Genomic DNA, 26887 nt, shown 5'->3' with positions numbered 1-26887 from the left:
GACGCTGGACCGGACATGGGCCGACAGTCGTTTTCGGACACCACTCCCCCGGCGACCCCTTGAGGCCACTCGAACACCCAACTACTTGAAACCTCAATGAATTCTGTGAGAGCCATTCTGCGCGTCGCGGCGGGGTCGCGCTCTTCACCTTCCAGGACGGCTTCTCCCGCCCTCCGAGACGTCCTTCCGCCGCCGATGCCTCGAAGCCTTGCTCCGACGAGTTCCGGGGCAGGCCTCTCCCCCGCCCCCGCCACCGGCCGCTGAGCGCCCTCGCCGAGCCTGACCTGCGCGGCGGCAGGGGCCTTCGGCCAGCAGGCAGAGTCAGAGGGTTCGGGGCTCTCCCCCGCCGGTGCTTGTCGTACGTCTTCAGCACCCGTACAGGGCCCTTGCTCGGCCTTTCGGGGCACCTAAGTGCCCTGACGCTGACGAGCCGCGCGGCGGGCGGCTCGAACGTTGGGCGGCAGGACGACAGAGCACCCCAGGAGTCCGCCCCCTGTATGTCTGGCCGTCCGCTGAGCCAGAGACGATCCAGGACCGGTAATCCATCAGGGGGCGACTCCAGCCGGCTGCAAGGCGAGGCGGGCGCTATGAACTCCTCCGGGGTCTGGGTGCGCCGCCGCCTCGCTGCCGAATCGCGCACCCCGCTACCGACTTGCCGGGGACCTGCGAGATCCCTCCTCATCGGCCCCGGGGGCAAGCCCGTCCGGTTGGAGCCCTTGCTGCGGCTTCTGAGTCACTTCCTGGTCTACGTTCCCGATCGGCGGAGGGGGCAGAACTGCTCGGCGTAGATGTGGCTGAGTGCCGCGCGGGGAGGTGACTTAGACGCGCGGAGGAGGGCGAGTGCGGGGCCGACTTGGTGGTGATGAGGGAGGGCTGAGCTGTCTCGACTCGGCGGCTTCAGCGATGTCGGAAAGCTCTGGGATGGCGGCTGTTTTCGGCACACTGGGAGCCGTCGGGATGACTGTTCCATCTCGCACTTGCCGCGTTCAGGACGCCGTTCGGGCCCGCTGGCGCCTCCCGAAGTTCGACGTGACGAGTCCATGAAGGCGCCAGAAAGCGCATAGGTGAGCAGGTCAGATTCCAACTTCAATAGCCGCCTGGGCCAGGACCATCACTGCCACTGCGGCGACTCTCAACGCCGAGCTTACTGCTTGCGTTTCGACGCAGTCTGATGCCTTTCTCTGAGGTAAAGCTGCGGGAGACAAGTGGTCCCATGGACGCCACAAGGGCACAGCCAGAGAGACCTGGCAGATGCATGGTTACGTGTGGAAGTCCGGGTACAGGTCGGGGCTACTTCCCTGTCAGTACGGCCGCAAGCATCCACACTTCGCGGCGCGGGAGACATGAGAACCACGGCAGGCCAGGCCACGAGAACGACCACAGAACGACATCTCAGCCGACATGCACCACGGCCTCTCCTCCACTCCGAAACGCCCACGCCAGACGGCGCGCGCTGCACTCACCGTGCCCTGGTCTCTCCGTGCAAGTGACCCTGCGGACGATGCAGGATGCGTCCGCGATCTGCGCTGATTCCGTCTCCGACGACACCAATTTTCGCGCCTACAACAGCTACCAAAGAGCTGGGTTCGACCACCGGATCCCCCATAGATCTGCATGCTCACTCGCCCATCGAGCCAGCCCAGGGAGACCACTTTGGATCACTCAGGAGCTCGACCTGGAGCAGATAAAAGCCTATGATCCACGAAGCTTCTCACGGCAGAAAACCGCCTCTGACCAGGCAAAACAAACATCGCTGCAAACATGGACGCAAGCTTGCAGACAACTAGAGGAGCAAGCATTAAGACACATCGATCACCATGCCCGGTGAGACGCTTGTCTACTCGTTTGTTCCTACGCAGGTCAGATTGCCGGGAGCAAGGCGTGTCTCCCGACGTTGCAGCCTGTAGTAGTTCAGATGGAGAGCACTACCTCACTCAATGCGCGGTTCACTACCCTGGACCCTGCAAGCAGTGCAGCATGGCAACCAGCTACGTACTAAGTTGGGAAGACTACGGGCAAGTCAGCAATGCGAGCAGCCAGGAGGCACACATATTTGCAAGCAAGTTACTCAGTAAGTCGACTTACGGGGCGGCAAGCGCAGTAAGTGACTTGCATGCGGACACACTTGTAGGCAGGTCTACCTACGGGCCTGCAAAGGGGTTTACTGACCGATCTGCAAACCTGCCTGGTAGTGGATACGCCACCAAGCAGAGCAACAGGTCTGCAAATAAGTTGCTCAGCCAGCTTGTAAGTAGACTGCTCAACAAGTACACAAACCTAGTTGTCGGCAGACAGAGCAGTAAGTTTGCTCATCGGGTAGTTCATAAGCGCCAGTACAAAATGGCTTACTGACCCTGCAACAGGTTCGTTCACTTACTTGTAAGCAGGACGACCCACAAATACGCAAGCAAGTTGCTAAGTAGGCCCGTCTATCAAAGTGTCTGCCAGTTTGCAGACGAGCCTGTCCACACGTTCGTAAGTCCCTCGGACCACAAGGGACGTAGCAGGCTTGTGAGCAGCTCTGCTAGTACGTATGCCGACAGGCCTGTAGGTCAGCAAGCAACTCGATGACCAAGCAAGCAGACCCACAGGTCGGCAAGTCAAGTCCCATGCGCACCCACCCACCAATGCACACACGGACCAGCAAGTCTGCTTACACACAGGCCAACCAGCCAGCCCACCCATCGGCAGCGCCACCAGTAACCAGGCAGGCTAGCCAACACATCCCCAACCTCACCTGCCCACAAGCTGCCCCACCACCCGACCAACCAGCCTGCCCACTCACCCAAAACCTTGTTGAACTGCATGTATGTCGGCGTGTGGGTTGATGAGTGACCATGCCTGCCTGCTAATGTGATCCCCGACTTGCGACACAACTGCTCTGGAGGTGACTGCTCTTGTGGGGGCGTCAGTTGATGTCTCTGCTTGGCAGTCGGCAGGCATGAATGTGGAGTGCCAGACGTCTTGAGCGGTTGGACGAACGACGTGGATGCATGCTGGGGCACCTGCCGGTCTCCCAACCCGCCGATCCGCAGTGAGCTGCGGGAAAGGGGACCGAGTGGCCGTTTCAGGGGCCCGGACAGCCGCTGCGGGCCCTACCTGGACCTCTTATGGGGCTCTGCCGAGCGCAGGATCGTTCTGAGCGAAGTTTGACCATCCATACCGACCCGAAACGGGCATGTCTCGCCCCCTCTTCGGATCTGAACCAGAGTGAGAGGACCCATGGCCAGTCCCTTCGATGCGCCTGACGCTCAAGCGCAGATGTCCGGCATCCCCTGGGAGTCGCTGTCGCACATCTTCATGTTCGGCAACGGCAAGGGAGGCGTCGGCAAGTCGTCCGTCTCCGCGAACGCCGCAGGCAAGGCCGCGCGCAGCGGACTGCGGACGCTCATCATCGACTGCAACGCGCAGGGCAACATCGCGCGCGAACTCGGCTACAAGCGCGCCGAGTGGAACGACGGGGGAGCGGGGCTGCTCGAAGCGCTGCGCACGGGAGCGCCGCTGAACCCCCGGCAGAACGTGCGGGAGAACCTCGACGTCGTCATGGGCGGCCCCGCGCTCGGCGACGAGTTCGGCATCTTCTTCCACACGCTGCTGGCGAAAGAAGGCCCGCACGCCTACCTGCGGCTGCTGATGTGCCTGCTGCCGATCGCGCACCAGTACCAGATCATCATTCTCGACACCCCGCCGGAGAACCCCTCCCTGCAACGCCTGGCGCTCTCCACGGCGCGCTGGCTGGTCATCCCCGTCAAGAGCGACGGCGGGGCGGAGGACGGGCTCGCACAGATCGGCCTGGAGTTCTCCTACGTCAAGTTCGTCAGCCAGATCAACCCGCACATCGCGCTGCTCGGGGTCCTGCTCTTCGACACGGGGCGCAACTACACCGGCATCCACGCCGACGTGCGGCTCCAGGTGCAGAAGGTGCTGGGCGAGGAAGCCCATATGTTCAAACACCTGATCGGGCACACCGAGTCGGTGGCACGGCTCGTACGCAAGCGCGGTCTGCTGGTGCAGGAGCTGGCGGACCGGCGGGCGGGCGGGGACCGGTCGATCCCCGAGACCGCCGAGGGCCTCGCCGCCGACTACGAGGGATTCACTGAAGAGATGTTCGCCAGGGCGCTCGAACTGAGGAAGGAAGCCGCAGCATGACACCGCCGAAGAGCAAGAACACGCGGGCCGACGAGAACGACGAGCAGAACATGTCGGACGAGGGCGTCGGCAACCTGTTCAGCGGGGGAGCGGCCCCGTCCACGGCCCTCGCCGGCTGGGCCACGCCTCCGTCCCCGGCGCCCGCCGCGCCCGTCCAGCCCGTGGCCCCGCGCCCCGTCGCCGTCGTCCCGGCCCCGGCCCGGGAGGCCGTCGAGGAGCCCGCACCCGCCCACGACGACTCGGCCACCGCCAAGCCGGTCGGCTTCTACGTGTCCTCGAACGTAGCGAACCGTTTCCGCAAGCTGGGCAAGCAGAGCGACCTGACCCACACCCAGATCGTGTTCCTCGCGGTCGAGGCCGCCGTGGAGAAGGGGCTCGCCCAGGTCGTCGAGGACGCGCGGCGCGCGCCGAAGTTCCAGTCCAAGCTGTTCGCCGTGGCGCCGGACAACAGCGACCTGCGCGGGCTCGGCCCCGTCCAGCTCCAGTACAAGCCCACCCGCGCGCAGCGGGCGGTCATCGACGGGCTCGTGAGCGAGGCCGGGCTTCCCGACCACACGAAGTTCCTGGCGATCGTGCTCGACCAGTACCTGCCCGGGCGCCGCGACGCCTGAGGGAGTGCGCCCGAGGGACCGAGGGACCGAAGCGTGTCACAGCAGCGCCGGTGCGAAGACCTCGCACCGGCGCTGCTGCGTGCTCGCGAGAGGCCGGAAGGCCGCCGCAGGGACGGGACCCAGGGACCAGGGACTGAAAACGCAGGGCCGGGAAAGGGCCGGTCCCTCTTCAGTCCCTGAGGTAAACGTGCAGGTCAGCGCGTTGCCCAGTACCTCAACAGGGACTGAAGGGACTGAATCTCGCAATTATGAGCTGTACACGTACTTTTACTTGTGTATGCGTACGCGCGTACGACTCACATACATAACTGGCTCATAATTGCCGAGTTGAGTCCCTTCAGTCCCTGTCTGGACTAACGCCCCCCTTCTGACCTGCGGAAATACCCAGGGACTGAAGGCAGGGACGGACGGTCCCCAGCCCTCTGGTTCAGTCCCTGGTCCCTGCCGACCCCCTTCCGGGTGCTTTTTCGGGCCGCCGGAGGGGTCAGGGACTCAAGGGACCGAGGACCGGACAAGTGCGGCGCGCGCCGGGAGGTGCACCGCCGGAACTTCCCAAACGCCTAGACTCTTTCCGGAAACACAGTCCCTTCGGTCCCTGGCGTGGCGTCACCAGCCCGCTGAGCAGGCGCTTGTCGACAGGAACCGCCGATTACGAAGGATCCGCGTGCCGCGCTCCGGTGAGTCTTCGGCCCCCGCCCTCGCGGGTAGGCAGGCCACGCCGCACGCCGCCGCCCGCTGGTGCGCCGCGCAGGGCTGGCCCGTCCACCCCCTGGCGCCGGGCAGGAAGACCCCCGCCGCCAACTGCGCCCGCTGCAGGCTCAGTCCTCACCCGCCCCGAGAATGCCCCTGTGTGCCCGCTGGACGGCCTTGCCACGGTTTCCACGGGGCGACCACCGACCCGGCCCTCGTGGACGCCTGGTGGGGCTCCAGCCCCTCCAGCGGGGTCGGGGTCGCCACGGGCCCGGCCCGCCTCGTCGTCCTGGACATCGACGCGCACCACGCCCAGGCCCCCGACCGCAGCCGCCTCCTGCCCGGCATCGCCATCCCCGAGCAGGTCAACCTGACGGGCCTCGCCTCCGGCTTCGACACCCTCGCCCTGCTCGCCGCCTACCGGCGACGGCAGGACCCCGCCCACGACACCGGGACCCTGCGCGTGCGGACCCCCTCCGGCGGCCTGCACGTCTGGTACCGCCTCACCGACCCCGGTACGCGGCTGCGGTGCTCGACCGGTTCCAGCCCCAGGGTCGCCCTGGCCTGGCAAGTCGACGTACGGGCCGACGGCGGCTACATCGTCGCCCCCACCACGCGCACCGCGCAGGGCACCTACGTGGCCGAGGGCGACACCCGGCTGCCCGCGCCGCTGCCGCGCTGGTTGCACGACGAGCTCGTCCGCACCGGCCACCTCGTCGAGACCGGCACCGGTACGGGGACCACCACCGGGGCCGCCCCCGACACCGGGCCGCCCCCGACGCCGGTTCCCACCCCGCGCAGACGGAACAGCCCCCGCCGGGCCGCCGGGGCCCAGCGCATCCTGGACCCGCTGCTCGCCGAGGTCGCCGCCTGCGCCGCCGTGCCGGAAGGGGCCGCCTTCACGGAGAAGCTCAACCGGGCCGCCTTCACCGCGGGCGGTCTGGCCGCGGCCGGGCACCTCGACGAGCAGCAGGCCCGCGCCCTGCTGGAGGAGACCGCCGCGCGCGCCCGCCCGCACCAGCACGTTCGTAATGCCCGCATCATCCGCGACGCCCTGACCGCAGGGGCCGCCCGACCGCTTGACCCCCAAGGACGTTCATGAGCAGCGCCGAGAGCACGCCGCCGTTCGACGCCCACGCCGCGGCCCAGCAGATGCTCGACCTCGAGGCCGTCCCGACCGGGCAGTCCGGCCCACACGGTCAGTCGGGCCAGGGTGGGGCGGTCGCGGCCCAAGGCACCACCCTGCTCCCGGCGCAGTCCGGTGCGGTCCTCCAGCAGGTGTCGCAGCCCGCGCGGGTCACGTCCGCGCTCCTGCCCAGGACGCTGTCCGACCGCGGCAACGCACGCCTGTTCGTGCAGCTCTACCGTGACCAGTTCCGCCACGTCGAGGGCCTGGGCTGGTTCGCCTGGGACGGCTCCCGCTGGAAGCGCACCGGCGGCGAGAAGGCGGCCCTGTGGGCGGCGGGGGAGATGGCCGAGGACCTCGCCGACACCGACCCGAACGGCACTTTCAGCAACCGCGAACTCCAGAACCACAAGCGCCGCAGCCTGTCCACCACCGGCATGAAGGCCCTGCTCACCCAGGCCAAGGCCTCCCCCGACCTGTCGGTGGACCCCGACACCCTGGACGGCGACGCGTACGCCCTGTGCACGCCGGGCGGCGTCGTCGACCTCACCACCGGCGCCCTGCGCAAGCCCGACCCCGCCCGCGACTTCCACTCCCGCGCCACCAGCGTCGCCCCGCAGCCCATCGAGACCCCGCGCTGGCACCGCTTCCTGGCCGACACTTTCGGCGACGACGCCGAGGGCCGGGAGATGATCGACTTCCTGCACCTGCTGCTCGGCTACTCCATCACCGGCGACGTCGGCGCCCAGGTCCTGCCGTTCCTGCACGGCCAGGGCAAGAACGGCAAGTCCGTGCTGCTCGACACCATGATCCAGATTCTGGGCGACTACGCGGACGCGGCCCCGCCCGGCTTCCTCATGGACCGCGGCGCCTTCTCCGAGCACTCCACGGAGCTGACCGAACTCCACGGCCGCCGCCTGGTCGTGTGCAGCGAACTCAAGCCCAACGACAAGTTCGACGAGGCCCGCGTACGCCTGCTGACCGGCGGCGACAAGATCAAGGCCCGCCGGATGCGGCAGGACTACTTCTCGTTCACGCCCACCCACCACCTGTGGCTTCTCGGCAACCACCGCCCGGAGGTGTCCACCGGCGGCTTCGCGTTCTGGCGGCGTATCCGGCTGCTGCCCTTCGAACGCGTCGTCCCCGACGAGCGCAAGATCGACAACCTGGCCTTCGAACTCGTCCGCGACGAGGGCCCCGGCATCCTGCACTGGCTCATCGACGGCGCCCGCCGCTATCTGACCACCCGCGACCCGCTGCACGGCCCCGACCGCGTCCGCCTGGCCACCACCGCCTACGCCGCCACCGAGGACCACATCGGGCGCTTCCTGGCCGAATGCTGCACCGCGTCCCCCGACAGCTCGGACCTGCGCGTCGAACAGGGGCTGCTGTACGCCGAGTACAGCGCCTGGTGCCACGCCAGCGAGGGCATCAGGCCCGAGGGCACCCGCGCCTTCGCCAACCGGGTCCGCCAGGAGCTCGGCCTCGCCTCACCCAGCGACATGATCAAATCCAACGGCCGCAAGTACTACCCGAACCTGGCCCTGGTGGTGAGCGAATGACCGCCCGCCCCGCACAATGCCGGGCGCCCCTGCCCCGGCGCCGGGGGCCGCTCTACCATGGAGTGCGTACCCAGCGCCCGCAGGGCCCCACCCCGTACGACACCACGCACACCCGCCGGCACCGGCCGACCATGGAGGGGCTACAGCCATGAGCTCGCTACTGACCGAGAGCGACCTCGCCCACGAGGACGACGTGGTGTGGCTGGAAGACCCCGAAACGCTCGACTACGTGCGCCAGGCCCTGGACAAGACCAAGCGCCGCAACACCAAGCCGCCCTACCTGCGCGACGGCCGGATGGTCGGCTACGCCCGCCTGGGCGGGGACGCCGAACCCGACCCGGACAGCGGCCTGTACAAGCGGCGCGTCTTCTTCCTGCTGCCGCACGACCGCGACAGCCTGCCCACCGGCCTCTACCAGGAGGGCGCCCCCGGCGAGGCCGTCGACCCGCGCACCATCGAGCCCAGGAAGCCCGGCGCGAAGACCGAGCGCTCCCAGCACGGGCCGAGCATCGCCACCACGGGCTGACCCCGCACGCCCTACGCCGGGACGCCCGTGAGGCGGTCGGCCGGTTCGGCGCGGCCGGTGACGCGCGGCGTGTGGAGGTCACCGGCGTACGCGGACAGTCGGCGGGCGGCCCGCAGCAACGCGTCGGCATCGGCCCTGCGGCCCCGCTCGCGCAGCGCGCGCCCGGCCTCGGCCAGGTCCCGCGCGGTGTGCGTGAGCAGGTGCCGGTCGCCCGTGCGTGCCGGTGGTCGCGCGCCGTCCGCGGGCAGGGCGAGCAGGGGCGCCGCCACCGCCACGGCCGGGGCGCCGTTCGTGTGCAGGGTGTGGGCCGCGCGCCACCGCAGCCGGGTGCGTCCCGGCGCGGTGCAGCTCGCCAGGGTCGCGGCCCGCACGGCCGGGTCCCTGCGGCCGAGGCCGTCGAGCAGCCCGCACGCGCGCAGCGCGGCGAGGCCGTCCAGGGCCTTGGAGGCGCCCCCGTCGACGAGTGCGGCCAGCAGCGTCGGATCGACCGGGTGCTCCCCGAGGACGGCGAGGGCGTGGGCGGTCGTCAGGGCCGCCGGTCCGCCCCGGCGCAGGCAGTCGGCCACGGCGCGGGCGAAGGGACCGCCCGGCGCGGGCTGCCGGAGGGCCGCGTCCTCGGCGAGCAGGGCGTGCAGCAGGCGCGGATTGCCGCCGCTGAGACGGTGCAGCCGGGCGGCGGCACGCGCCCGCGGCGGCCCGTCGGGCATGCCTTCGGCCGCGAGGGCCCGCTCGGTGTCGTCCGGGCCGAGCAGCGGCAGCCGTACCCGGTGGACGTGCGGGCCGCGCAGCACGTTCCCGGTGAACAGCTCCGCCCAGCGGTCGCCGTACGTCCCCGTGGTCACCGCCACGATCACCGGTGCCGGATGCGCGTACCGCACCACGTACCGCAAGGGTTCGAGCGACTGCGGGTCGGCGTGCTGGATGTCGTCGACGCACAGCACCACGGGGCCGCTCCCGGCCAGTCGCCGCAGCGCGGCGCAGAAGGCGGCGGCCGTGGCGGCCGGGCGGTGCGCGTCCCCGTCGAGAAGTGCCGATGCGGCCAACTCCGGGCTGCTGAAGGCGAGTTGGCGCAGTATGCCGAACGGCTCCGGTCGTCCGGTGCCGGTCGCGGTGAGCACCTGGGAGCCCGTCGCCGCGGCCTGTCGTGCCACGCGTCCCAGCAGGTCGCTCTTGCCCAGGCCCGGGGCGCCCTCGATCAGGACCGCCCGGGACCGGCCCGGTGCGCAGAGGCCGAGCACGGTCTCCCGGACGTCGGCCGCCGATGTTCTGTTCGTCTGCGTCATACCCCGCCTCTTCGCCACGGTCCACTGGGTCGCCGCCAGGATGGGCGGTGGGCCTCTACGGGGGCTGGAGGACAGGTCGACGCCGCGGCCCGCCCTGCCCGCCGGAGGTCTGTCAGGCCATGATCCAGGGGGCGGCCGGGCCGCGCGGGGCGGCGGCGGGGGAGGGCCTGCCGGTGTCCCAGGACGGCTGGAGCGCGGCCGAGACGATGCCCCACAGGTGCCCGGCGGTCAGGGTGCGTACCGGGACGGCGACCTGACCGGCGAGGCTGACACCGTAGGCCGACTCCAGTGCGCCGACGATCCCGATGAGGGCCATGGAGTCGAGCCCGTACGCCTCCATCGGCACGTCGACGGCGGGCGCCTTGTCGTGGTCCAGGCCGGGCAGGCCCTGGCGGAGAATCGTCTCGAACTTCGCGTGCCACGGTGACTGCGCCATGGGTACGGACTTCCTTCCGGCTGCCGGGACGGGCCAGGCCGCGCACGGTCTGCGCGATCGCCCCCAGGGTGCCCACGCCCGCTCGAGCGGCCGTCCACTGCCGTTCGAACCCGCTGCCGGGGCCCGGTGGTGGTCCGCTCGGAGCCCGGCGGCGGGATGGTGGCGGTCCCCTCGACGACATCGCGGGCCAGGTCGACCGGGCGCAGGTGGTGACGGCGGGCGTGGGCGCGCAGACGGTCGCAGGAGACGCCCGGGTCGGTCCCGTGCCGGGCGGTCAGGAAGCCTTTGGCCTGTTCGACAGCGGTGCGGCTGTTCGGCGCCGTCCGGAGCCGGGCCCGTACCGTGCGGTGCTGGTCGAGGGTGGTCTGCTGGAGCAGCGGGATGGCGGTGGCGTCGGCCGGCGCCCGGGCCAGGTGCCGGTCGGCCTCCAGGAGCGGGCCGGGGACGCGGCGGAAGAGGTTCGGCACGGGATCGGCGTCGAGCGGGTGGTCGACCGGGACGGCGTCGTGGAAGGCGGAGCAGCAGGGCCGTTCGCCGGCGTCGAGTTCGAAGAGTGCGATCAGGCGGACGCGTTCGGAGGAGGCCGCGACCAGGCGCGGCGGTCCTTCGGGCAGGCCCGGCATGACGCCCGCGGCACCGATGCCGAGCAGGTCCATGCGGTGTTGGGTGACCCGGTAGAGGAACTCGGCGGGGTCGAGGCCCTCGCCGAGGAAGTCGGCCAGGTCGATCAGCGCGGCGGTGACCGCGCCCCGTTCGGCAGCCCGTTCTTCGAGGGCGGCCCCCCGGGGGCCGGAAGCACGCTACGGGGGCTGGGCGTGATACCACCCGCCGAGGTCTGACGAGCTGACGGAGAGCCCGCTGTCCCGGCTCCCACGTCAAACGCACGCCCCCTTCGAGGACCCGGGCCAGGGTCCCGTCATGCCCCGGCGAACGGTCCCTCGCCGCGCAGCCGGGCGTTCAGCCGGGCGGCCTGGCGCGTGAGGTGGTCGCGTTCGGGGAGGTTGGGCGCCGACCGGGCGGCCTGGGCGTAGAGCAGGGCCGCCGTCGCCGCGTCACCGTCACGCTCGTGCAGATAGGCGGCCACGGCGGTGTGCCGTGGCAGCGCCGGGTCGAGGGCGGCGAGAGCCGCGAGTCCGGCGCGCGCGCCGTCGGCCTCGCCCACCGCGACGGCCCGGTTGAGGCGGGCCACCGGGCTGCCGGTGAGGCGCACCAGCTCGTCGTACCACTCGACGATCTGCACCCAGTCGGTCTCCTCGGCCCTCGGGGCGTCGGCGTGTAGTGCGGCGATGGCCGCCTGCGCCTGGAACTCGCCCAGCCGGTCACGGGCGAGGGCGCCCTGGAGCAGCTCGACGCCCTCGGCGATCATCCGGGTGTCCCACCGGCCGCGGTCCTGCTCGGCCAGCGGTACGAGCCTGCCGTCCGGGCAGGTCCGTGCCGGACGCCGGGCGTGGTGGAGCAGCATGAGGGCCAGCAGCCCGGCGACCTCCTCGTGCGGTGTCCTGGCCGCCAGCCGGCGGGTGAGCCGGATCGCCTCGGCGGCGACGTCCACGTCACCGGAGTAGCCCTCGTTGAAGACGAGGTAGAGCACGCGCAGCACGGTGGCGACCTCGCCGGGCTGGTCGAACCGGACGCCGGAGACGGTTCGCTTGGCCCTGCTGATCCGCTGGGCCATCGTCGCCTCCGGCACCAGATAGGCCCGGGCGATCTGGCGCGTGGTCAGGCCGCCGACAGCGCGGAGCGTGAGCGCGACCGCCGAGGCGGGGGTCAGGGAGGGGTGCGCGCACAGGAAGTAGAGCTGGAGCGTGTCGTCCACCGCCTCGCCCGGGCCCGGCGGGGGCTCGGCCTCGACCCGCTCCTCGCGCCGCCGGCGGGAGGCGTCGGCGCGGACGGCGTCGAGGTACCTGCGCCAGGCCACCGTGATCAGCCAGCCCTTGGGATCCCGCGGGGAGCCGTCCCCGTCCGGCCAGGTGCGTACGGCCTCGACGAGGGCGTCCTGCACGGCGTCCTCGGCCGCCGCGAAGTCGGCGCCCCGGCGTACGAGGACGCCGATCACCGCGGGCACCAGCTCCCGCAGCAGCGACTCGTTCACTCGGTGACCGGGCAGTGCTCGGCGTAGAACGGGCGCACCTCGAGCCACTCGTGGATCGGCTTGCCGCCCGCGCCCGGCGCCGCGGACAGCTCACCGGCCAGTTCGAGCGCGCGTTCGTAGGTCTCGACGTCGATCACCATCCACCCGGCGATCAGGTCCTTGGTCTCCGCGAACGGTCCGTCGGTGACCGGTGGCCGCCCCTCGCCGTCGTGGCGCACGAACGTGCCCTCGGGGGTGAGCGCTTGGCTCTCGACGAACTCGCCGGTGCCCTCGAGCCGGGCGGCGAAGTCCCGCATGTACTGCACGTGGGCCGAGACCTCCTCGGGCTCCCACTGGTCCATCGGCACGTCGTTGACAGCGGCCGGGGCGCCCCGATAGTGCTTCAGCAGCAGGTACTTGGCCATGATGCGCTCCTTGGTCAGGTACGGCCATTGTGGCCGCGTCCGCCCCTGGGACGGAGCCGGGCGCGCGCTCTCGACATCCCCTCGCGAAAATCCTCGGCCCCGTGCTTCACGCGGCGCGGCAAAGCACCACGGGCCGGGCCACCGGCACCGGAGCCGCGACCCGCGCGTGGGCCCGGGCGAAGACCACGAGGCGCAGCACCGCGAACCGCGCGACACCGGCGAGCGCGGAGGCGGACAGGTAGACGGCTTGCTCGACCACCGCGCCGGGGGACACCACCAGCAGGTGCAGGACGGCCATCGCCACGCAGGTCACCGCGTACGCCGCCGCCGCCGACCCGGCCGACTGCGCGTGCTGGCGACCGGTCGCGCGCCCGCCCTTGCCGAAGGTGAAACGGGCGTGCAGCTCGGTGGCCAGGAGCGTGGAGACCACGGTGATCACGGCGTTGGCCAGCGCCCAGGGGAGCCAGGACGCGAGAGCCGCGACGGCGAAGCTGGAGGCGACGCCCACCCCGCCGCCGCAGAGCACGAAACGGGCGAAGGCGACGAAGGCGCCGGGTGCGCAGGCCTGCTGCCGGCTCTGTGCTGCTGTCTCCATGACCCCACCCCTTTGACGACGCCGTACGGGAAGCGAGGCACGCCCCGATCTGTGGATCAGGGGCGCGCCGCCGATGGCACCATCATGACACATAAATGGTGCCATGTGGAGCCGGAGGCAGTGTCGCCGTCTGCACTGCGCGAGGAACCGCCCTGACGTGCCACTTTGTCGATCACGGCGGATCGCGGCAGATCGCGGCGCAATTTCGGCCTTCCGGTGCCGCGTCGATGGCGCAGATTGGCTCGTGATGGCGCCAAGCATGTGCCATGCTGGGGCCACGTAAGCGGAGCGACGCACAGCACGTACGGAAGGAACCTCGATGAGCCACCTGCCCGACGTCCCCCACGGCCTCCCCACGGAGCGCGATGCGGGCCCCTTCGACCCGCCCGGCGCGTTCTCCCGGCTGCGTGCGGCCCGCCCCGTCAGCCCGCTGGTCTTCCCCGACGGCCACGAGGGCTGGCTGGTCACCGGGCACGGCGCGGCCCGCGAACTGCTGGCCGACACCCGGTTCAGCTCCCGCCAGGACATCGGCGTCCTGCACGTCCCCTACGAGACGCCCGGCATGCCCGCCCCCACCGAACCGTCCCCGCAGATCCCGGGCCTGTTCATCAGCATGGACCCGCCGGACCACACCCGGCTGCGGCGCATGCTCATCGGCGCCTTCACCGTCAAACGCATGAAGGCGCTGGAGGAGCACATCGTCGACATCGCCGAGCGGCAGCTCGCCGGGATGGCGCGCCTGACACCGCCGGTCGACCTCGTCAAGGAGTTCGCGCTGCCCGTGCCCTCACTGGTCATCTGCGAACTGCTCGGCGTCCCCTACGAGGACCGGGAGCGCTTCCAGACCGACACGGCCACGTTCCTGGAGAAGGACGTGGCGCTGGAGGAGAAGATGGCCGCGTACACGGGCCTGACCACCTACCTCGCCGAACTGGTCGCGAGCAAGCGCGCCGCCCCCGCCGAGGACATCCTGTCCGACCTGGCCCGCCGCGACGAACTCAGCGTCGAGGAACTGACCGGCATCGCCTTCCTGCTGTTGCTCGCCGGTCACGAGACCACCGCCAACATGCTGGGCCTCGGCACGTTCGCGCTCCTGCAGAACCCCGACCAGGCGGACCTGCTGCGCGCCGACCCGGAGCTGATGCCCGACGCCGTCGAAGAACTCATGCGCTACCTGTCCGTCGCCGACATCTTCTACCGCTACGCCACCGAGGACATCGAGCTCGGCGGCGAGACGATACGCAAGGGCTCGACCGTCGTCGTCTCCCTGCTGGCCGCCAACCACGACCCCGAGCGCTTCGAGAACCCCGACACCCTGGACGTCCGGCGCACGGCCCGCGGCCACGTCGGCTTCGGCCACGGCATCCACCAGTGCCTCGGCCAGCAACTGGCCCGCATCGAACTGCGCGCCGGTCTCGCAGGGCTGCTGCGCCGCTTCCCCACCCTCGAACTCGCCGTCCCCGCCGCCCAGATCCGGCTCAGGACCGACATGAACATCTACGGCGTCCACGAACTCCCGGTGACCTGGACGACGACGGCCCCGTAGGCGGGCGCGACCAGCGCCGCTCAAGGCCGTCGCGAGCTGCGTTCCAGGTGGGGCTGGTTGTCTCTCCTTCCACAGCCACCCCCGTGGTGGCACCGAGAGCCACACGCACCCGGAAGGAGAAAGCGACATGAACCTTGAGGTCTCCGAGCCGCTCGAGTCCGAGGAGAACGAGACGCTCGCCGACGCGGACGAGCTTCGCGTGCGTTCCACCGGTGACCACATCTACGAGATCGCTTCCTGACACCAGGAACCAGACGCTGTGAGGTGGGGCTTGTGACCGTGCTCAAAGAAGAAATCGGATACTCCACGCTGATCTGTCGGAGCAACGAGCCCCATCACACGGTGTTCCTGCACGACTTCCCGCTCTCCGACACCATGGTGGCCAGCCTGCGCGGCGATCTCGCCGACGCGCCCACCACCGTCCACTTCGTGGCACTGGGCGACGACGCCGGCACCCTCCTCGCCGCACTGCGCGAGGACGGCATCGACCTCGCCCACCACTACGTCTCCCTGCAACTGCTCACCTCCTCCTTCGAGCGCGCGGAGGCGGCCCGCGCGGTCTTCGACGAACTGCCGCACGCCGACCTCGCCAAGATCGACCTCCCGCTCGGCGACGAGTTCGCCCCCGAACGCGCCGAGTACCTCATCGACGTCGTCCGCCGCGGCGACTACCTCGAACAGGCCGACGTGGCCGAGCGGTTCTACCGCCTGCTGCGCTCCAGCAGGCCCTACCGGGTGGCGATCACCACCCGCGAAGGCAGCATGGAGATCACCGACGACGCGGGCTGGTTCCAGCTCGCCGGGCCGCTCACCCCGAAAGAGGCGCGCCTCGTGCCCGGCGGCGAGGTCGCCTACGTCGGCGGCGACGTCTCCGGCACGTTCACCGTCGACGGCGCCCTGCTCGCCACCCCGCAGCGCCCCGAGGCGGCCGAGGCGGCCACCGCCATGGCCACGCTCGGCGGGCGGCTCGCGGAGGACCCCGTCACCCTGCACATCGAGGCGGGCCGCGTCACGGCCGTCACCAGCCGCGGCAGCCTCGCCGAGGAACTGCTCGCCCTGACCCCGCTGGACCGCTACGGCACCGTCACCGAGGTCGGCATCTCCTTCAACCGGGCCTGCCACCCCTTCGTCCACGGATGGAACGCGGCGTCCAACGAAGGGCGGCCGGGCGTCCACATCGCCATCGGCGGCGACCCCGACCCCGAGCGCAAGGACTTCGCGCGCGAGGCGAAGCTGGTCCACCTGGACCTGATGGCCGCCACCACCCAGGTCGAGATCAACGGGCACGCCTTCATGCGGACCGAGTGAAAGGGACCCCCATGACCGCACACTCCGCACCGTCCCTCGACCCCACGCACCGGCCCCTGCGCGCCCCGGACGTCACCCGCTTCGTCCGGGCGGCGCTGCCCCGCTTCACCGACGGGCGCCGCGTCACCGTCGTCGGGTTCTACGACCGGGAGCTGCCGGAAGCCCTGTGGCAGGGCATCTCCGCCGTCCCCGACCTCACCCTGATCGCCTACGACCTGCGCGAGGGCGACCCCACGGACCATCTGGAGAAGCTGCTCAGCGCGCCGGACGCGGGCCACTTCTCCTTCCACGACTTCTGCCAGGTCCTGTCCAGGCCGACCTCCCGCTTCGCCAAGGGCTACGCCAAGTCCCGTACCGCGACGGGCGACGAGCCGGGCGCGGGCGCCGACTACACGTCGTACGAGTTCCCCCGCAGGGACCTGGAGTCCTGGCAGGTGGAGACGGTCCTCGCGGGCCACTTCGCGGGCGACCCCGCCGAGCAGCGGCGGAGCGCCGACCGGTTCTTCTCCCTGCTGTCCCGCGGCGACGGCGCCGACTACACGGTGGAGGTGCTCAGCGGCCCGGCCTCCGAGCGGCGCCGCCTCACCGTGACCGGCAAGAGTCCGTGGATGGAGCTGTGCGGCCCGTCCGTCGTCGGGGACGTACGGTTCGCGCCCGGCTGCGAGCTGTTCTGGAACGGCGCCGAGGTCGACGGCGACTTCCACTGCACCGGCGCCCTCAACCTGCTCCCCCTCGGCAACGAGTTCGACGACGCCCCCTACCGGCGGCTCCTGGAGCTCGGCGCGCTGCTGCCGGACGAAGCGGTCGACCTGCGCCTGAAAGCGGGACGGCTCACCGGCATCGACTCGCCCGGCCCGCTCGCCGCGGCCTTCGCCGAGGTCTTCGCGAGCGACGTGGCGTACAGCCATGTCGTCGAGGTCGGCATCGGCCTGTCGCCCGCCGCGCTGCCGCTGATCACCTCGTGGGCCTCGCCCACCAACGAGGCCGTCTCCGGCGTGCATGTGGGCCTCGGCGCGGACCCGGCCCACATCGACCGGTTCGCCACCCGCATCCACCTGGACTTCGTCGCCCCCGACGTCACCGTCCTGGTCAACGGCGAACTCTTCTACGACCAGGGGCGGTTCACCGCCGACACCACGGCCGCGGTGGCCGCCTGAGCACGGGGCACGAGGACGGAAGGCCGGACAGACAGCATGAGTACATCGCAGACCGGCGTCCGCACGGCACGGGCGTCACGGGACCGGCCGGGCAGGAAGCGGTTCCTGTGGCTGTGGGGCGGGCAGAGCGCCGGGCTGCTCGGGGACCAGATGGTGCCCGTCGCGCTCGCCGCCTGGATCGTGCAGAGCCCGCACCACCACGCCTCCTCCCTCGGCCTCGTCCTGGCCGGACGCGCCCTGGCCCTCGCGCTGTTCGTGCCCCTGGGCGGCGTCGTCGCCGACCGCCACCCGCGCGCCCGCATCATGGTCGCCTGCGACCTGGTCCGGTTCGCCGGGGTCGGTGGGCTCGTCCTCGTGCCCACCGACACCCCGGCCGTCGCGCTCGCCGCGTGCACGTTCGTGCTCGGCGCGGGGGAGGCGTTCTTCCGCCCGGCGTTCCGTGCGCTCGTGCCCTCGCTCGTCGCACCGGACCGGCTGCCCTGGGCCAACTCCATGACCAGCATCGCCTCCACCAGCAGCCAACTGGCCGGACCGGCGCTCGGCGGCCTGCTCGTCGCCTTCGCCACCTACCGGGCCGCGCTCGTGGTCGACCTGATCACCTTCGCCGTGTCCACCGCCACCCTGCTCCTCCTCGCCGGCGGCCCGGCCGCCGCCGACGCGAAAGCGGCCCGCGCCTCCGTCGTCCACCAGGCGCGGGAAGGCGTCCGGGTGGTCGTCGAACGCCGCTGGGTGCTCACCGTGCTCCTCGTCGACGTCGCCCACGTCCTGCTCGCCGTCGCGCCCTGGCTGGTGCTGCTGCCCACCATCTCCGTACGGGAGTTCGGACCGCGCGGCTACGGCTTCCTCCTCGGCGCCTTCGCCCTGGGCGGCCTGCTCGGCGGACTCGTCGCCATGCGCCACCGGCCGCGCCGCCCCGGCCTCACCTCGCTGGGCGCGCAGGCCCTGTTCATCGGGCCGCTGCTGTTCCTGCTGGCGCCGGACATCGGCCTCGTACCGCTGCTCGTCGTCTACGCGGTGGCGGGCGCGGGCAGCGAGTACAACACCGTGCTGTGGACCGGCGCCCTGCAACGCGCCTACCCCGACCGGCTGCTGGGCCGCGTCATGGCGCTCAGCTCCCTGGCCAGCACCGTCCTCATGCCCCTCGGGCTCGCCCTCACCGGCGCCGTGGCCGCCCTCACCGGACCCGCGCCCCTGCTGGTCACCGGGGCAGTGGTGATCGCCGTCACGACCCTGCTCGCCCTGCCCGTCCCCGGGGTGCGGGAGTTCGCCGACCCGGACGACGCCACACCGCGAGCCCCTACCGGAGCGCTGTCATGACCACGGCCCTGACCGACCTGCTCCACCCGCGCCTGCTCGCCGACGCCGACACCACCGCGGCCCAGCTCGCCTCCCCCTACCCCGTGCCCGGCGTCGCCCTCGCCCCGGCCGTCCTCGCACCCCCCGCACTGGCGGCGCTGTCCCGGGCCGCCGCGGACCACCGGGACGTACGGTCCTACTGCGTCTACTCCACGCCCGACGAACCCCGGCGGATCAGAGCCGAGTTCCACACCCCCCTGCCCACCGACCTGGTCCGCTCCCACCATCAGCGCCCCCACGGCGAGGCCCCCGAACTCGACCGCGTCAAGGCCGAGTTGGCATCCCCCGACGTGCTCCGGGCGTTCGCCCGCGTCAGCGGTCTGGCACTCACCCGCCTCAAGTTCGCCTCCCTCGCCTACTGGGGGCCCGGCTCGTTCGCCACACCGCACAACGACTACGGCGACGGCACGACCCGCCTCGTCGCGGTCGTCTCCCTGACGGACGGCTGGCGCGCGGCGGACGGCGGCATGACCAAGTACTGGGACCCGGCCGCGGGCGGCTGGTTCGGCTACCGGCCGCGGCGCAACTCCGCCGTGCTGCTGCGGCCCACCCCGCAGGCCCGGCACTGGGTGGAACCGGTGGCGCCGACCGCCCCCGAACGCCGCCGCCTCACCTGGACCCTGGGCTTCGCCTGACCGCCTGCCTTCGCCGCCCCCGTCAGTCGTCCGCCTCCGCCACCGGTACCCCCGGCTCCGTCACCAGGACGAGCTGGCTGATGGTGTACCGGTCGTAGGTGTGCAGTTCGACCCGGTACAGGCCCGGCGTCCGCGCCGTGATCGTGGCCGTGGGACGGCCGTCCTCCATCCGCACCGGCACCGGCCTCTCCACCCCCGTCTCCGTGTCGGTGAGGGTGCAGGTCAGACCCTGCGCCGAGTCGATGTTCTCGGCCGTCGCCCGCCAGGGCACCCCCGCCTCGGCCAGGTCCGGGACGGCGAGCCCGCAACCCGGCTCGCCCAGCGGAATGCCGTGCGGCAGATCCTCCAGGAGGATGTCGGCGACCGCGTCCAGGGCGCTGTCGGCGCGGGCCAGGTCGCCGTGCTGGACCGGGACCGTGGAGACGTGCCCGGACAGGGCTGCGGCGGCGCGGTAGACCGTGCCGTCACCGTGCACCGCGAAGTACCGGACGCGGTCGTCGCGGTCGCGGATGAGGCTGCCGTCGCTGTTGGGCTGGGGACCGTCCTCGTACGCCGTGACCCGACCGGACGACAGCGACAGGCTCTGCCAGGTCGGCTGGCGGGTGCCGACGACCGTGCGGTGGTCGGGCAGCGGCACGTGCTGCTGCCGGGCGTGGAAGGCGAGGGAGTCGCGGGCCAGCTCGGGATGGCCGCCGAGCGCGGCGATGTCGCTCACGTCGAGGCGGCGCACGTCGTCCTCGGTGCGCAGGCAGCGGTACAGCGGCAGCAGATCGTGCAGGCCCGGCATGGTCGCGCACAGGGCGCGCAGCCGGGCGTGGGGGAGCGGCACCGGGGCGCCGCGCCCGCTGTTGAGGATGACGGTGGCCTTCACGGAACCGTAGAACGGTGTGCCCAGCGTGATGACGGTCCGGGTGTCGGCGGCCAGGTCGTCGGAGTGGGTGCCGTCCAGGGCGCTGCGCGTGACCAGCCCGCCCATCGAGTGGGCGATGAAGACCAGGCGGGCCGGTCGCCGGTCGGCACGGTGCTCGACGGCGGCCCGATGGGCGGGGTGCGCGCGCCAGGCGGTGAGGTGTTCGCGGGCCCGCGCGGCGAGCAGCCTGCCGTTCGTCGCGACCGGCAGCCGCCAGTCGTAGGGGAAGGGCAGCACGGCGGCGGGGTCGGCGACGTAGTCGCGCACGGTGTCGATCAGATCGGTGTAGGGCTCCTGGCCGCGCAGGTACGGCGTCCAGGTGCCGTGCCGCAGGAGCTGGGTCGCCCGGACGCGGCCGGTCTTCCCGGCGAGTTCGTCCTCGGTCAGGTGCAGCGCGGCCAGACCGTCGCGCCGGGTCCACGCCCTGAGCAGCCAACGGGCCCCCGACAGACCCCACAGGACGTCCCCGGTGGCGGTGGAGCGCAGTTCGCTTCCCATGATGCCGGGAACGATGACGACCGCGTCCTGCGTCACATGGGGGGACACCTCGTGCTCCGCTGAGGCGTGCCGGTCCGTGCCGGCCTGTCGCTGAGGGCTCATGGACGGGAACAATAGGGAAGATGAGCAAGCAACGGGGGCCGGTCGTGGCTGTCGCTGCCGAACCGGACGGATTGCCGTGGCCGCAGGGGCCGTTGGAGAACGGACCGCGCGGGCTGCTGGTCGGCCTCGTCGTCCCGGACGGCGACCCGCGCTTCGACGAAGCGCTCGAACAGCAGCTCGCCGCGCTTGAGTTGTGGTGGCCGCGCGGCGGCGGCGAGTTCGACTGGCGGCTGTCCGAGAACCCGGACGGTACGCCGCTGTCGACACGGCACGAGGTCGAGATGTACCTGGCGCACAGCGGGCTGCGCGACGCCGACGCCGCCACCCCCCTGGTCCTGTTCGTCAGCGGGCACGGCCTGGCCGCCAGATCCACCCGCCACTACCTGCGCCTGCCGGACACCACCGACGAACGCCTCCTTGCCACCGCCGTGCCCACCTCCGCCCTCGCCTGCGCGGCCCTCGACTCGCACGCCCAGGACGTCCTGGTCATCCTCAACATGTGCGAGTCCGCTGCCGTGCAGAGCGAACTCCTCGCCCTCCAGGACGACTTGGCGCCCGCCCGCAAGGAGGACGCCCGCCTCAACGTCCTGGCCACCACCGAGCGGGGCCGCCCGGTACTCGGCTACGAACTGGCGCGGGTGCTCTCCCGCGCCTACCTCCTTGCCACCACCAGCGAGCAGATCGCCCACCCGCACCTGACGATGAGCGAGTTCACGCACCTGCTCAACCGCGCCGCGAAACTCCTGGAGGACGAGCGGCCCGTGCGCCGCGGCCCCCGCCGCGCCCGCGCCCGCGTCAACATCCCCCAGCCGCTCCTCACCCAGTGGCAGCACGAACGCTCACCGGCGCTGCCCAACCCCGGCTACGAACCCGCCCCGCGCGTCGCCAAGGCCGAGGTCAGCGATGTCGCCGCGACCTTCGACGAGCTGGAGTACTGGCTGGAGAAGGCCAGCGGCCGCCTCGACAAGGCCGACGGCGGCTGGTACTTCTCCGGGCGCACCAGACTCAACCGGCTCCTCGTCGAGTTCATCCAGCGCCCCCGCGGCACCGTCATCGTCACCGGCAGCGCGGGCACCGGGAAATCCGCCCTGCTGGGGCGCATGGTCACCCTCAGCGACCCCGTGTTCCGCGGCGAGGAGCGCTACAAGACCGCCCTCGACGGACCGCCCGAGACGATCCCGCCGGCCGGCGCGGTCACCGCCGCCGTCTCCGCCCGCAACCACACCGCCCTGTCCGCGCTGCGCCGGCTCTGCGAGGCGCTCGGCTGCCGGCCCGCCGCCGACACCGACGAACTCGGCGACTGGCAGACCGCGCTGGAGAAGTTCCTGAACCGCCCCGGCCCCCCGGTCACCGTCGTCGTCGACAGCCTCGACGAGGCGTACGACCCGACGCACTTCATCACCACCGCCCTCGCCCCGTTCGTCACCGCCACCCGCACGCAGCGCCGCACCGCGGGCGGCGTCCCCGCACCCGCCGGACGACGGCCCGCGGCCCGGCGCCGCGGGGTGCGGCTGATCCTCGGCGTCCGCAGCGCCCGCCCCACCACCCACCACGGCGCGCCCCGCCCCGCAGCGGACGACCTGCTCGCCGAACTCACCGACCGGTTCCCGCACGCCCGCACCCTGCGCTGCGACACCGACCCCGCCGCCGACATCGACGCCTACGTCCGCGTCCTGCTCCGCGACCAGGAACAGTGGGACGCCGCCACCGTCTCGCGCGCCGCCCACCTCGTCGGCACCCGCGCCGCGGGCTCCTTCCTCCACGCCCGCCTCGCCGTGGAACAACTCCGGGCCGCCGGACCGAAACTGCTGGCCGACCGGGACTGGCTGCACCGCGTCGGCGAGGGCATCACCGGCCTGCTGCGGACCGACATCGAACTCGCCGTCGCCGCGGGCAGCGGCCTGACCGCCGCCGAGGCCGTCGGCCTGCTCCGGGCGAGCGCCTTCGCGCTCGGGCGCGGGGTCGCGTGGGGGGACGTATGGCCCGCGCTGACCCACGCCGTGCTCCGAGCGCCCCTGCGTGACCCCGACGAGAAGATCCGCCGGCTACTGAAAAGCCGTCTGGCCGGGTATCTCACCACTGACCACGAGGACGACCGCGTGGTCTACCGCCCGGCCCACGAACAACTGGCCCAGATCCTCCGCCGCTGGCCGACCCCCTGACGCGCACCCCCGACGCGCACCCCCGACATGCCCCGGAAAGGTCCCGCCGTGACGCCCACCCCCGCGCCCGCCCCGACCGACGGCCGCCCGGCGCCCGGCTCGCCCCACCACCCGGAGCGCACCCCGTGACCCGCCGGCCCGACACCGCACGCGGACCCGAACGGGAGGACGACGGCAACAGCGAGGCCGCCGTCCACGCGCGGATCACCGAGCGGCTCGCCGCCCTGAGCACCGACCCCGACCAGCCGCCCCCGCCCTACGCCCGCCGCCACCTCGCCCGGCACGCCGCGCTCGGGCACGTCCTCGACGACGCACGCGTCCCGCCGCAGGCCCTCGCCTGGGACACCGGCGGCGGCATCCGCGCGCTGCTCCACGACACCCCGGCCGCAGGCCCCCGGCACTGGCTGACCGCCTGGTCCGCCATAGAGCCCTACCTGCGCGAGGCGTCCCTGCCGTCCCGGATGGCCAGCCTCCACCTCGCCCACACCGCCCTCACCTACCCGGACACCCCACGCACCCGGATGCCGCCCGAGGCCGCGCCGCCCGCCGACAGCCCCCTCACCGTCCACTTCGCCAACTGGCGCCTGTCCGCGAACATCTGGGCCACCCTCCCCGCCCCGCCCAGCCGCCTGCTCACCCTGCACCACCCCCGCCGCGGCCTCCAGGTCGCCGTCGCCACCACCACCGGCACCCTGGAATTCCTCGACGCCGCCACCGCCCGCCCGGCCGGCGCCCCGCTCGCCGCGCACACCGGCGAGATCCGCGCCCTGTACGTCAGCCCGCCGGGACCTGACCTCCGCCAGTACCTCGTCACCGCCGGCACCGACGGCACCCTGCGGCTGTGGGACGCGCACCGGCACGCCTCGCTCGGCTGCCACACCGACGCCACCTGGTTCGACGACGCCCTGTGCTGCTTCGACGACCGGGGCGACCTCACCGTCTGGTCGGTCAACGGGCGCAGCGAACTGTCCGGCTGGGCCGACCCCGCGCCTCCGCGCACGGTCGCCACCGCGCCCCGCGTGCTGCGCGGTGCCCTGGCCACGCTCATCGACACCGACGGCGAACGCGTCCTCGTCCACACCGCCAAGGACCTCACGGTGCACCGCCTCGACGGCACCGTCCGCGCCGTGCACCCCCTGCCCGCTCCCGTCCGCGCCGTGGCCGCCGACATGGAACCCGGACTCTTCCACTGCGGGCACGCCGACGGCAGCATCACCTCCTGGTCCGTCGGCGAAGGACGGCTGCCCGCCACCGCGCCCGGCCACGGAGAACCCGTCAAGGATCTGTGCCGGCTCGCCCTGGACGACGAGAACACCGTCCTCGCCGCCGCCCGCGGACGCACCGTCACCCTGTGGGAGCCCGCCACCGGCACCACCGCCGAACTGCGCGGCCACACCGACACCGTCACCGCGCTCACCGCCCTCCCCGAGAACCCGGACCGCCCCGGCGCGCTCCTGTCCGGAGCCACCGACGCCACGCTGCGCCTGTGGACCGCGGCCGACATCGAACGCGCCCTCAGCGCGGGTCACACCCCCGCCCCCCGCCGCGCGGCCGGCACCGCGCTGTGGCACAGCGACAGCGGCCCGCTCATCGCGACCGCCCACGACACGGCCGTACGCCTCACCGCCACCCGCACCGGCCAGGTGACCACCGCGCTCACCGGCCCCGAACCCGTGCTCGCCGTGGCCTGGGCCCGCCGCGCCACCCAGCACCTGCTGCTGTGCGCCGACACCACCGGCACCGTCCGCGGCTGGGACCCGGCGGCGCCCGGCACCCCGCCCCTGCCCCCTCTCGACTGCGGCGCCCCCACCCGCCACCTCGCCGCCTGCACGAGCGCGGACGGCGCCCTCGCCCTGCTGCTGACGGCCTCCGACGACTACCGCATCCGGCTGTGGGACCTGCACACCGCCAGCCTGCTGCGCACCTGGAACGGCCACACGATGAGCGTCAAGGCGCTCGCCGCGGCCTGCACGGACGAGGGCCGCCCGTGGCTCGCCACCGCGGGCACCGAGAGCGTCGTCCGCCTGTGGGACCCCGGGACACCCGACGGCAGCGTCGACGAGATCCGCTGCGACCAGGGCATCATCCACGCGCTCGCCCTCAACACCGACCCCGCCGACGGCCTCCCGCCGTTCCTCGTCACCGCGGGCGACCAGGCCGACGTCCGGCTGTGGGACCTGGCCACCACCCAGCCCATCGGCCCGCGCCTGACCGGCCATCACGCCCCCGTCCACGCCGTGGCCACCTTCACCGCCGAACACCGCACCTACGTCGTCAGCGCCTCCCGCGACGGCATCGTCCAACTGTGGGACGCGGCCACCTCGCGGCCCCTGCTCACCGTGGCGACGGCGACCCCCCTGACCTGGCTGGACACCACACCCCACCCCGGCACCGCCACCGTCGACCTGGCCCTGGCCGGCCACGCCGGAACAGCCCTGACCACCCTGGACCTCACCCACCCGGCCCTGGCCCGCTGAAAGCCTGTCTTCGAAGCCCGCTCCGCACATGCTCACGGCCTATGCGCCCCCCGGAATGCCTCGTGCGCCCCCGGGATGTCTCGCAAGTGACTCGCGTCCCGGGCGCGCGGGCACCACAATTGATCAATTGGCCGCTGTCCTGCCCCTGTCCAGGGCACGCGGCGCAGCAGACCACCCCAAGCCCGCCCGGGTTCGGAGCCGGCGGGCCGCCCCGTTCAGAGGGCCTGAACGGACGACGACCGGAGCCGCGAAACCCATGACCCCCACCCCAGCAGCCGACGTCAGACTGATACCGGCCCCCGCCGAGGGCGTATGGCGACTGGGAAAGACCCCTGACCCGCTCAGCTACGACACCCTCGCCCCCGCGGACGAGAACAGCACCGCGGGCAACGCCTGGAGCGCCAGCACCTACGGCACCCTCTACTGCGCCTCCCAGCAGGACGGCTGCTTCGCCGAGGCGCTGGCTCCGTTCCGCGTCCACCCCGACATGCGCGAACTCGTCGACCTCGACTGGCACGAGCCGTACTTCGTGGGGCCGGGGAAGATGGTCCGCGACTGGAGCGCCAAGCACACGCTGCTGCGATTAGAACCCGCCAAGGAGAGCCGCTTCCTCGACGTCGACGACGACGCCACCCTCAAAGCGCTCACGGCCCTGCTGGAACCGCGGTTGCCGGAGCTCGGCGTCACCCGCTCCGAACTCACCCGCGAACACACCCAGGGCTACCACCGCCGCCTGACCCGGGCCATCGCCCGCTGGGCCCACGCCCAGCGCACCCCCCAGGGGGCCCCGAGCATCCACGGCATCGCGTACAAGTCCCGCTTCGGCATGCGCCAGTGCTGGGCGGTCTTCGACAACACCACCGTGGAACGCCTCGAATCCACCTACGTCTTCCCCGAGTCGGAACCGCTGCGCACGGTCGCCCACGAGTACGGCCTCCAGATGTTCTGACCCTCGAACACACCTGAATCCCACCCTAAAAGGGGTCTGCCAATCGATGGAAAGCAGCCAAATGCGGTGAGGGGGCGCGTGGCCGAAAACCCTCGAATACCCCGAGAACCAGCAGGTGAGGGCCGCTATGACCAGCTAGTTGATCACCTAGTGTGGCATATGACCCTTCCTCAAAGTCGACGCCAACAGGTGGAGTTGACCTACCACAGTGGGTACGCTTTTGGTTACAGACCTAGGAGGGAGGGCGTCATGAAGCAGTACCGGCAGTGGTCATCGCATCGGACCCAGCGACCGGCCGTGCTGCCCGCGCACCGCG

At 71.8% G+C, this 26887-nt stretch carries 19 protein-coding genes and 1 pseudogene; 13 read left to right on the top strand and 7 right to left on the bottom strand.

Annotated elements, in window-relative coordinates; translation table 11 throughout:
• Nucleotides 1-3261 precede the first annotated feature (3261 nt).
• The 5 genes from ACIRF8_RS33430 to ACIRF8_RS33410 all read left to right on the top strand — a co-directional run bounded on the left by ACIRF8_RS33430 (nucleotide 3262) and on the right by ACIRF8_RS33410 (nucleotide 8664).
• Nucleotides 3262-4149, top strand: a complete 888-nt coding sequence (locus ACIRF8_RS33430; protein WP_404221164.1) for a ParA family protein — start codon at nucleotides 3262-3264, stop codon at nucleotides 4147-4149.
• The gene (locus tag ACIRF8_RS33425; protein ID WP_404221161.1) at nucleotides 4146-4760 is read left to right on the top strand and encodes a hypothetical protein; all 615 of its coding nucleotides are present in this window, start codon (nucleotides 4146-4148) and stop codon (nucleotides 4758-4760) included. Before ACIRF8_RS33430 ends, ACIRF8_RS33425 begins: the two co-directional genes overlap by 4 nt.
• Nucleotides 4761-5424: 664 nt before the next feature.
• The gene (locus tag ACIRF8_RS33420) at nucleotides 5425-6552 is read left to right on the top strand and encodes a bifunctional DNA primase/polymerase (protein WP_404221159.1); all 1128 of its coding nucleotides are present in this window, start codon (nucleotides 5425-5427) and stop codon (nucleotides 6550-6552) included.
• Nucleotides 6549-8138, top strand: a complete 1590-nt coding sequence (locus ACIRF8_RS33415; protein ID WP_404221156.1) for a phage/plasmid primase, P4 family — start codon at nucleotides 6549-6551, stop codon at nucleotides 8136-8138. Before ACIRF8_RS33420 ends, ACIRF8_RS33415 begins: the two co-directional genes overlap by 4 nt.
• A 148-nt stretch (nucleotides 8139-8286) precedes the next feature.
• Nucleotides 8287-8664 (top strand): DUF6009 family protein, encoded by a 378-nt coding sequence (locus ACIRF8_RS33410; protein WP_404221154.1) that lies wholly within the window; start codon nucleotides 8287-8289, stop codon nucleotides 8662-8664.
• Between the two features lie 11 nt (nucleotides 8665-8675).
• Here the strand turns inward: ACIRF8_RS33410 and ACIRF8_RS33405 are convergent, their stop codons facing one another.
• From ACIRF8_RS33405 to ACIRF8_RS33380, 6 genes and pseudogenes are all read right to left on the bottom strand, one after another.
• On the bottom strand, nucleotides 8676-9947 hold the full coding sequence (locus ACIRF8_RS33405; RefSeq protein WP_404221152.1) for an AAA family ATPase: 1272 nt from the start codon (nucleotides 9945-9947) through the stop codon (nucleotides 8676-8678).
• Nucleotides 9948-10059: 112 nt separating this feature from the next.
• A complete protein-coding gene (locus ACIRF8_RS33400) occupies nucleotides 10060-10383 on the bottom strand; it encodes a phosphopantetheine-binding protein (protein ID WP_404221150.1) in 324 nt (107 codons plus the stop codon).
• Between the two features lie 233 nt (nucleotides 10384-10616).
• Nucleotides 10617-11006 (bottom strand): annotated as a pseudogene (locus ACIRF8_RS33395) (RNA-binding protein); the annotation flags it as partial.
• Between the two features lie 293 nt (nucleotides 11007-11299).
• Nucleotides 11300-12472 (bottom strand): RNA polymerase sigma factor, encoded by a 1173-nt coding sequence (locus ACIRF8_RS33390; protein ID WP_404221148.1) that lies wholly within the window; start codon nucleotides 12470-12472, stop codon nucleotides 11300-11302.
• Nucleotides 12469-12876 carry a YciI family protein gene (locus ACIRF8_RS33385; protein ID WP_404221146.1) on the bottom strand — a complete coding sequence of 136 codons (408 nt, stop codon included), beginning with the start codon at nucleotides 12874-12876 and terminating at the stop codon, nucleotides 12469-12471. Before ACIRF8_RS33385 ends, ACIRF8_RS33390 begins: the two co-directional genes overlap by 4 nt.
• Before the next feature lie 106 nt (nucleotides 12877-12982).
• Complete coding sequence (locus ACIRF8_RS33380) at nucleotides 12983-13471, bottom strand: hypothetical protein (protein WP_404221144.1); 489 nt, start codon at nucleotides 13469-13471, stop codon at nucleotides 12983-12985.
• A gap of 319 nt (nucleotides 13472-13790) precedes the next feature.
• Between ACIRF8_RS33380 and ACIRF8_RS33375 the strand changes: the two genes are divergently transcribed.
• The 5 genes from ACIRF8_RS33375 to ACIRF8_RS33355 all read left to right on the top strand — a co-directional run bounded on the left by ACIRF8_RS33375 (nucleotide 13791) and on the right by ACIRF8_RS33355 (nucleotide 19473).
• Complete coding sequence (locus tag ACIRF8_RS33375) at nucleotides 13791-15017, top strand: cytochrome P450 (protein ID WP_404221142.1); 1227 nt, start codon at nucleotides 13791-13793, stop codon at nucleotides 15015-15017.
• A gap of 279 nt (nucleotides 15018-15296) precedes the next feature.
• Entirely contained in the window at nucleotides 15297-16325 is a 1029-nt protein-coding gene (locus tag ACIRF8_RS33370) for a hypothetical protein (RefSeq protein WP_404221140.1), read from the top strand.
• Nucleotides 16326-16336: 11 nt separating this feature from the next.
• Nucleotides 16337-17482: a hypothetical protein gene (locus ACIRF8_RS33365; RefSeq protein WP_404221138.1), complete on the top strand. Its 1146-nt coding sequence runs from the start codon at nucleotides 16337-16339 to the stop codon at nucleotides 17480-17482.
• A gap of 36 nt (nucleotides 17483-17518) precedes the next feature.
• The gene (locus ACIRF8_RS33360; protein WP_404221136.1) at nucleotides 17519-18799 is read left to right on the top strand and encodes an MFS transporter; all 1281 of its coding nucleotides are present in this window, start codon (nucleotides 17519-17521) and stop codon (nucleotides 18797-18799) included.
• Nucleotides 18796-19473, top strand: a complete 678-nt coding sequence (locus tag ACIRF8_RS33355) for a 2OG-Fe(II) oxygenase (RefSeq protein ID WP_404221134.1) — start codon at nucleotides 18796-18798, stop codon at nucleotides 19471-19473. Before ACIRF8_RS33360 ends, ACIRF8_RS33355 begins: the two co-directional genes overlap by 4 nt.
• A gap of 22 nt (nucleotides 19474-19495) precedes the next feature.
• Here the strand turns inward: ACIRF8_RS33355 and ACIRF8_RS33350 are convergent, their stop codons facing one another.
• On the bottom strand, nucleotides 19496-20983 hold the full coding sequence (locus tag ACIRF8_RS33350) for an esterase/lipase family protein (protein ID WP_404221132.1): 1488 nt from the start codon (nucleotides 20981-20983) through the stop codon (nucleotides 19496-19498).
• Between the two features lie 20 nt (nucleotides 20984-21003).
• On the opposite strand from ACIRF8_RS33350, the gene ACIRF8_RS33345 reads away from it, so the two are divergent.
• The 3 genes from ACIRF8_RS33345 to ACIRF8_RS33335 all read left to right on the top strand — a co-directional run bounded on the left by ACIRF8_RS33345 (nucleotide 21004) and on the right by ACIRF8_RS33335 (nucleotide 26571).
• Nucleotides 21004-23145: an AAA family ATPase gene (locus tag ACIRF8_RS33345; RefSeq protein WP_404221130.1), complete on the top strand. Its 2142-nt coding sequence runs from the start codon at nucleotides 21004-21006 to the stop codon at nucleotides 23143-23145.
• A gap of 125 nt (nucleotides 23146-23270) precedes the next feature.
• The gene (locus ACIRF8_RS33340; RefSeq protein ID WP_404221128.1) at nucleotides 23271-25622 is read left to right on the top strand and encodes a WD40 repeat domain-containing protein; all 2352 of its coding nucleotides are present in this window, start codon (nucleotides 23271-23273) and stop codon (nucleotides 25620-25622) included.
• Nucleotides 25623-25878: 256 nt separating this feature from the next.
• Nucleotides 25879-26571: an RES domain-containing protein gene (locus ACIRF8_RS33335; protein WP_404221126.1), complete on the top strand. Its 693-nt coding sequence runs from the start codon at nucleotides 25879-25881 to the stop codon at nucleotides 26569-26571.
• The last annotated feature ends 316 nt before the right edge of the window (nucleotides 26572-26887 follow it).

This window comes from Streptomyces sp. NPDC102406, from assembly GCF_044765725.1.
In the GTDB taxonomy this organism is placed as follows: Bacteria; Actinomycetota; Actinomycetes; order Streptomycetales; family Streptomycetaceae; genus Streptomyces.
The sequence above is the reverse complement of the archived record's forward strand: the minus strand, read 5'-3'. Positions and strand labels throughout refer to the sequence as shown.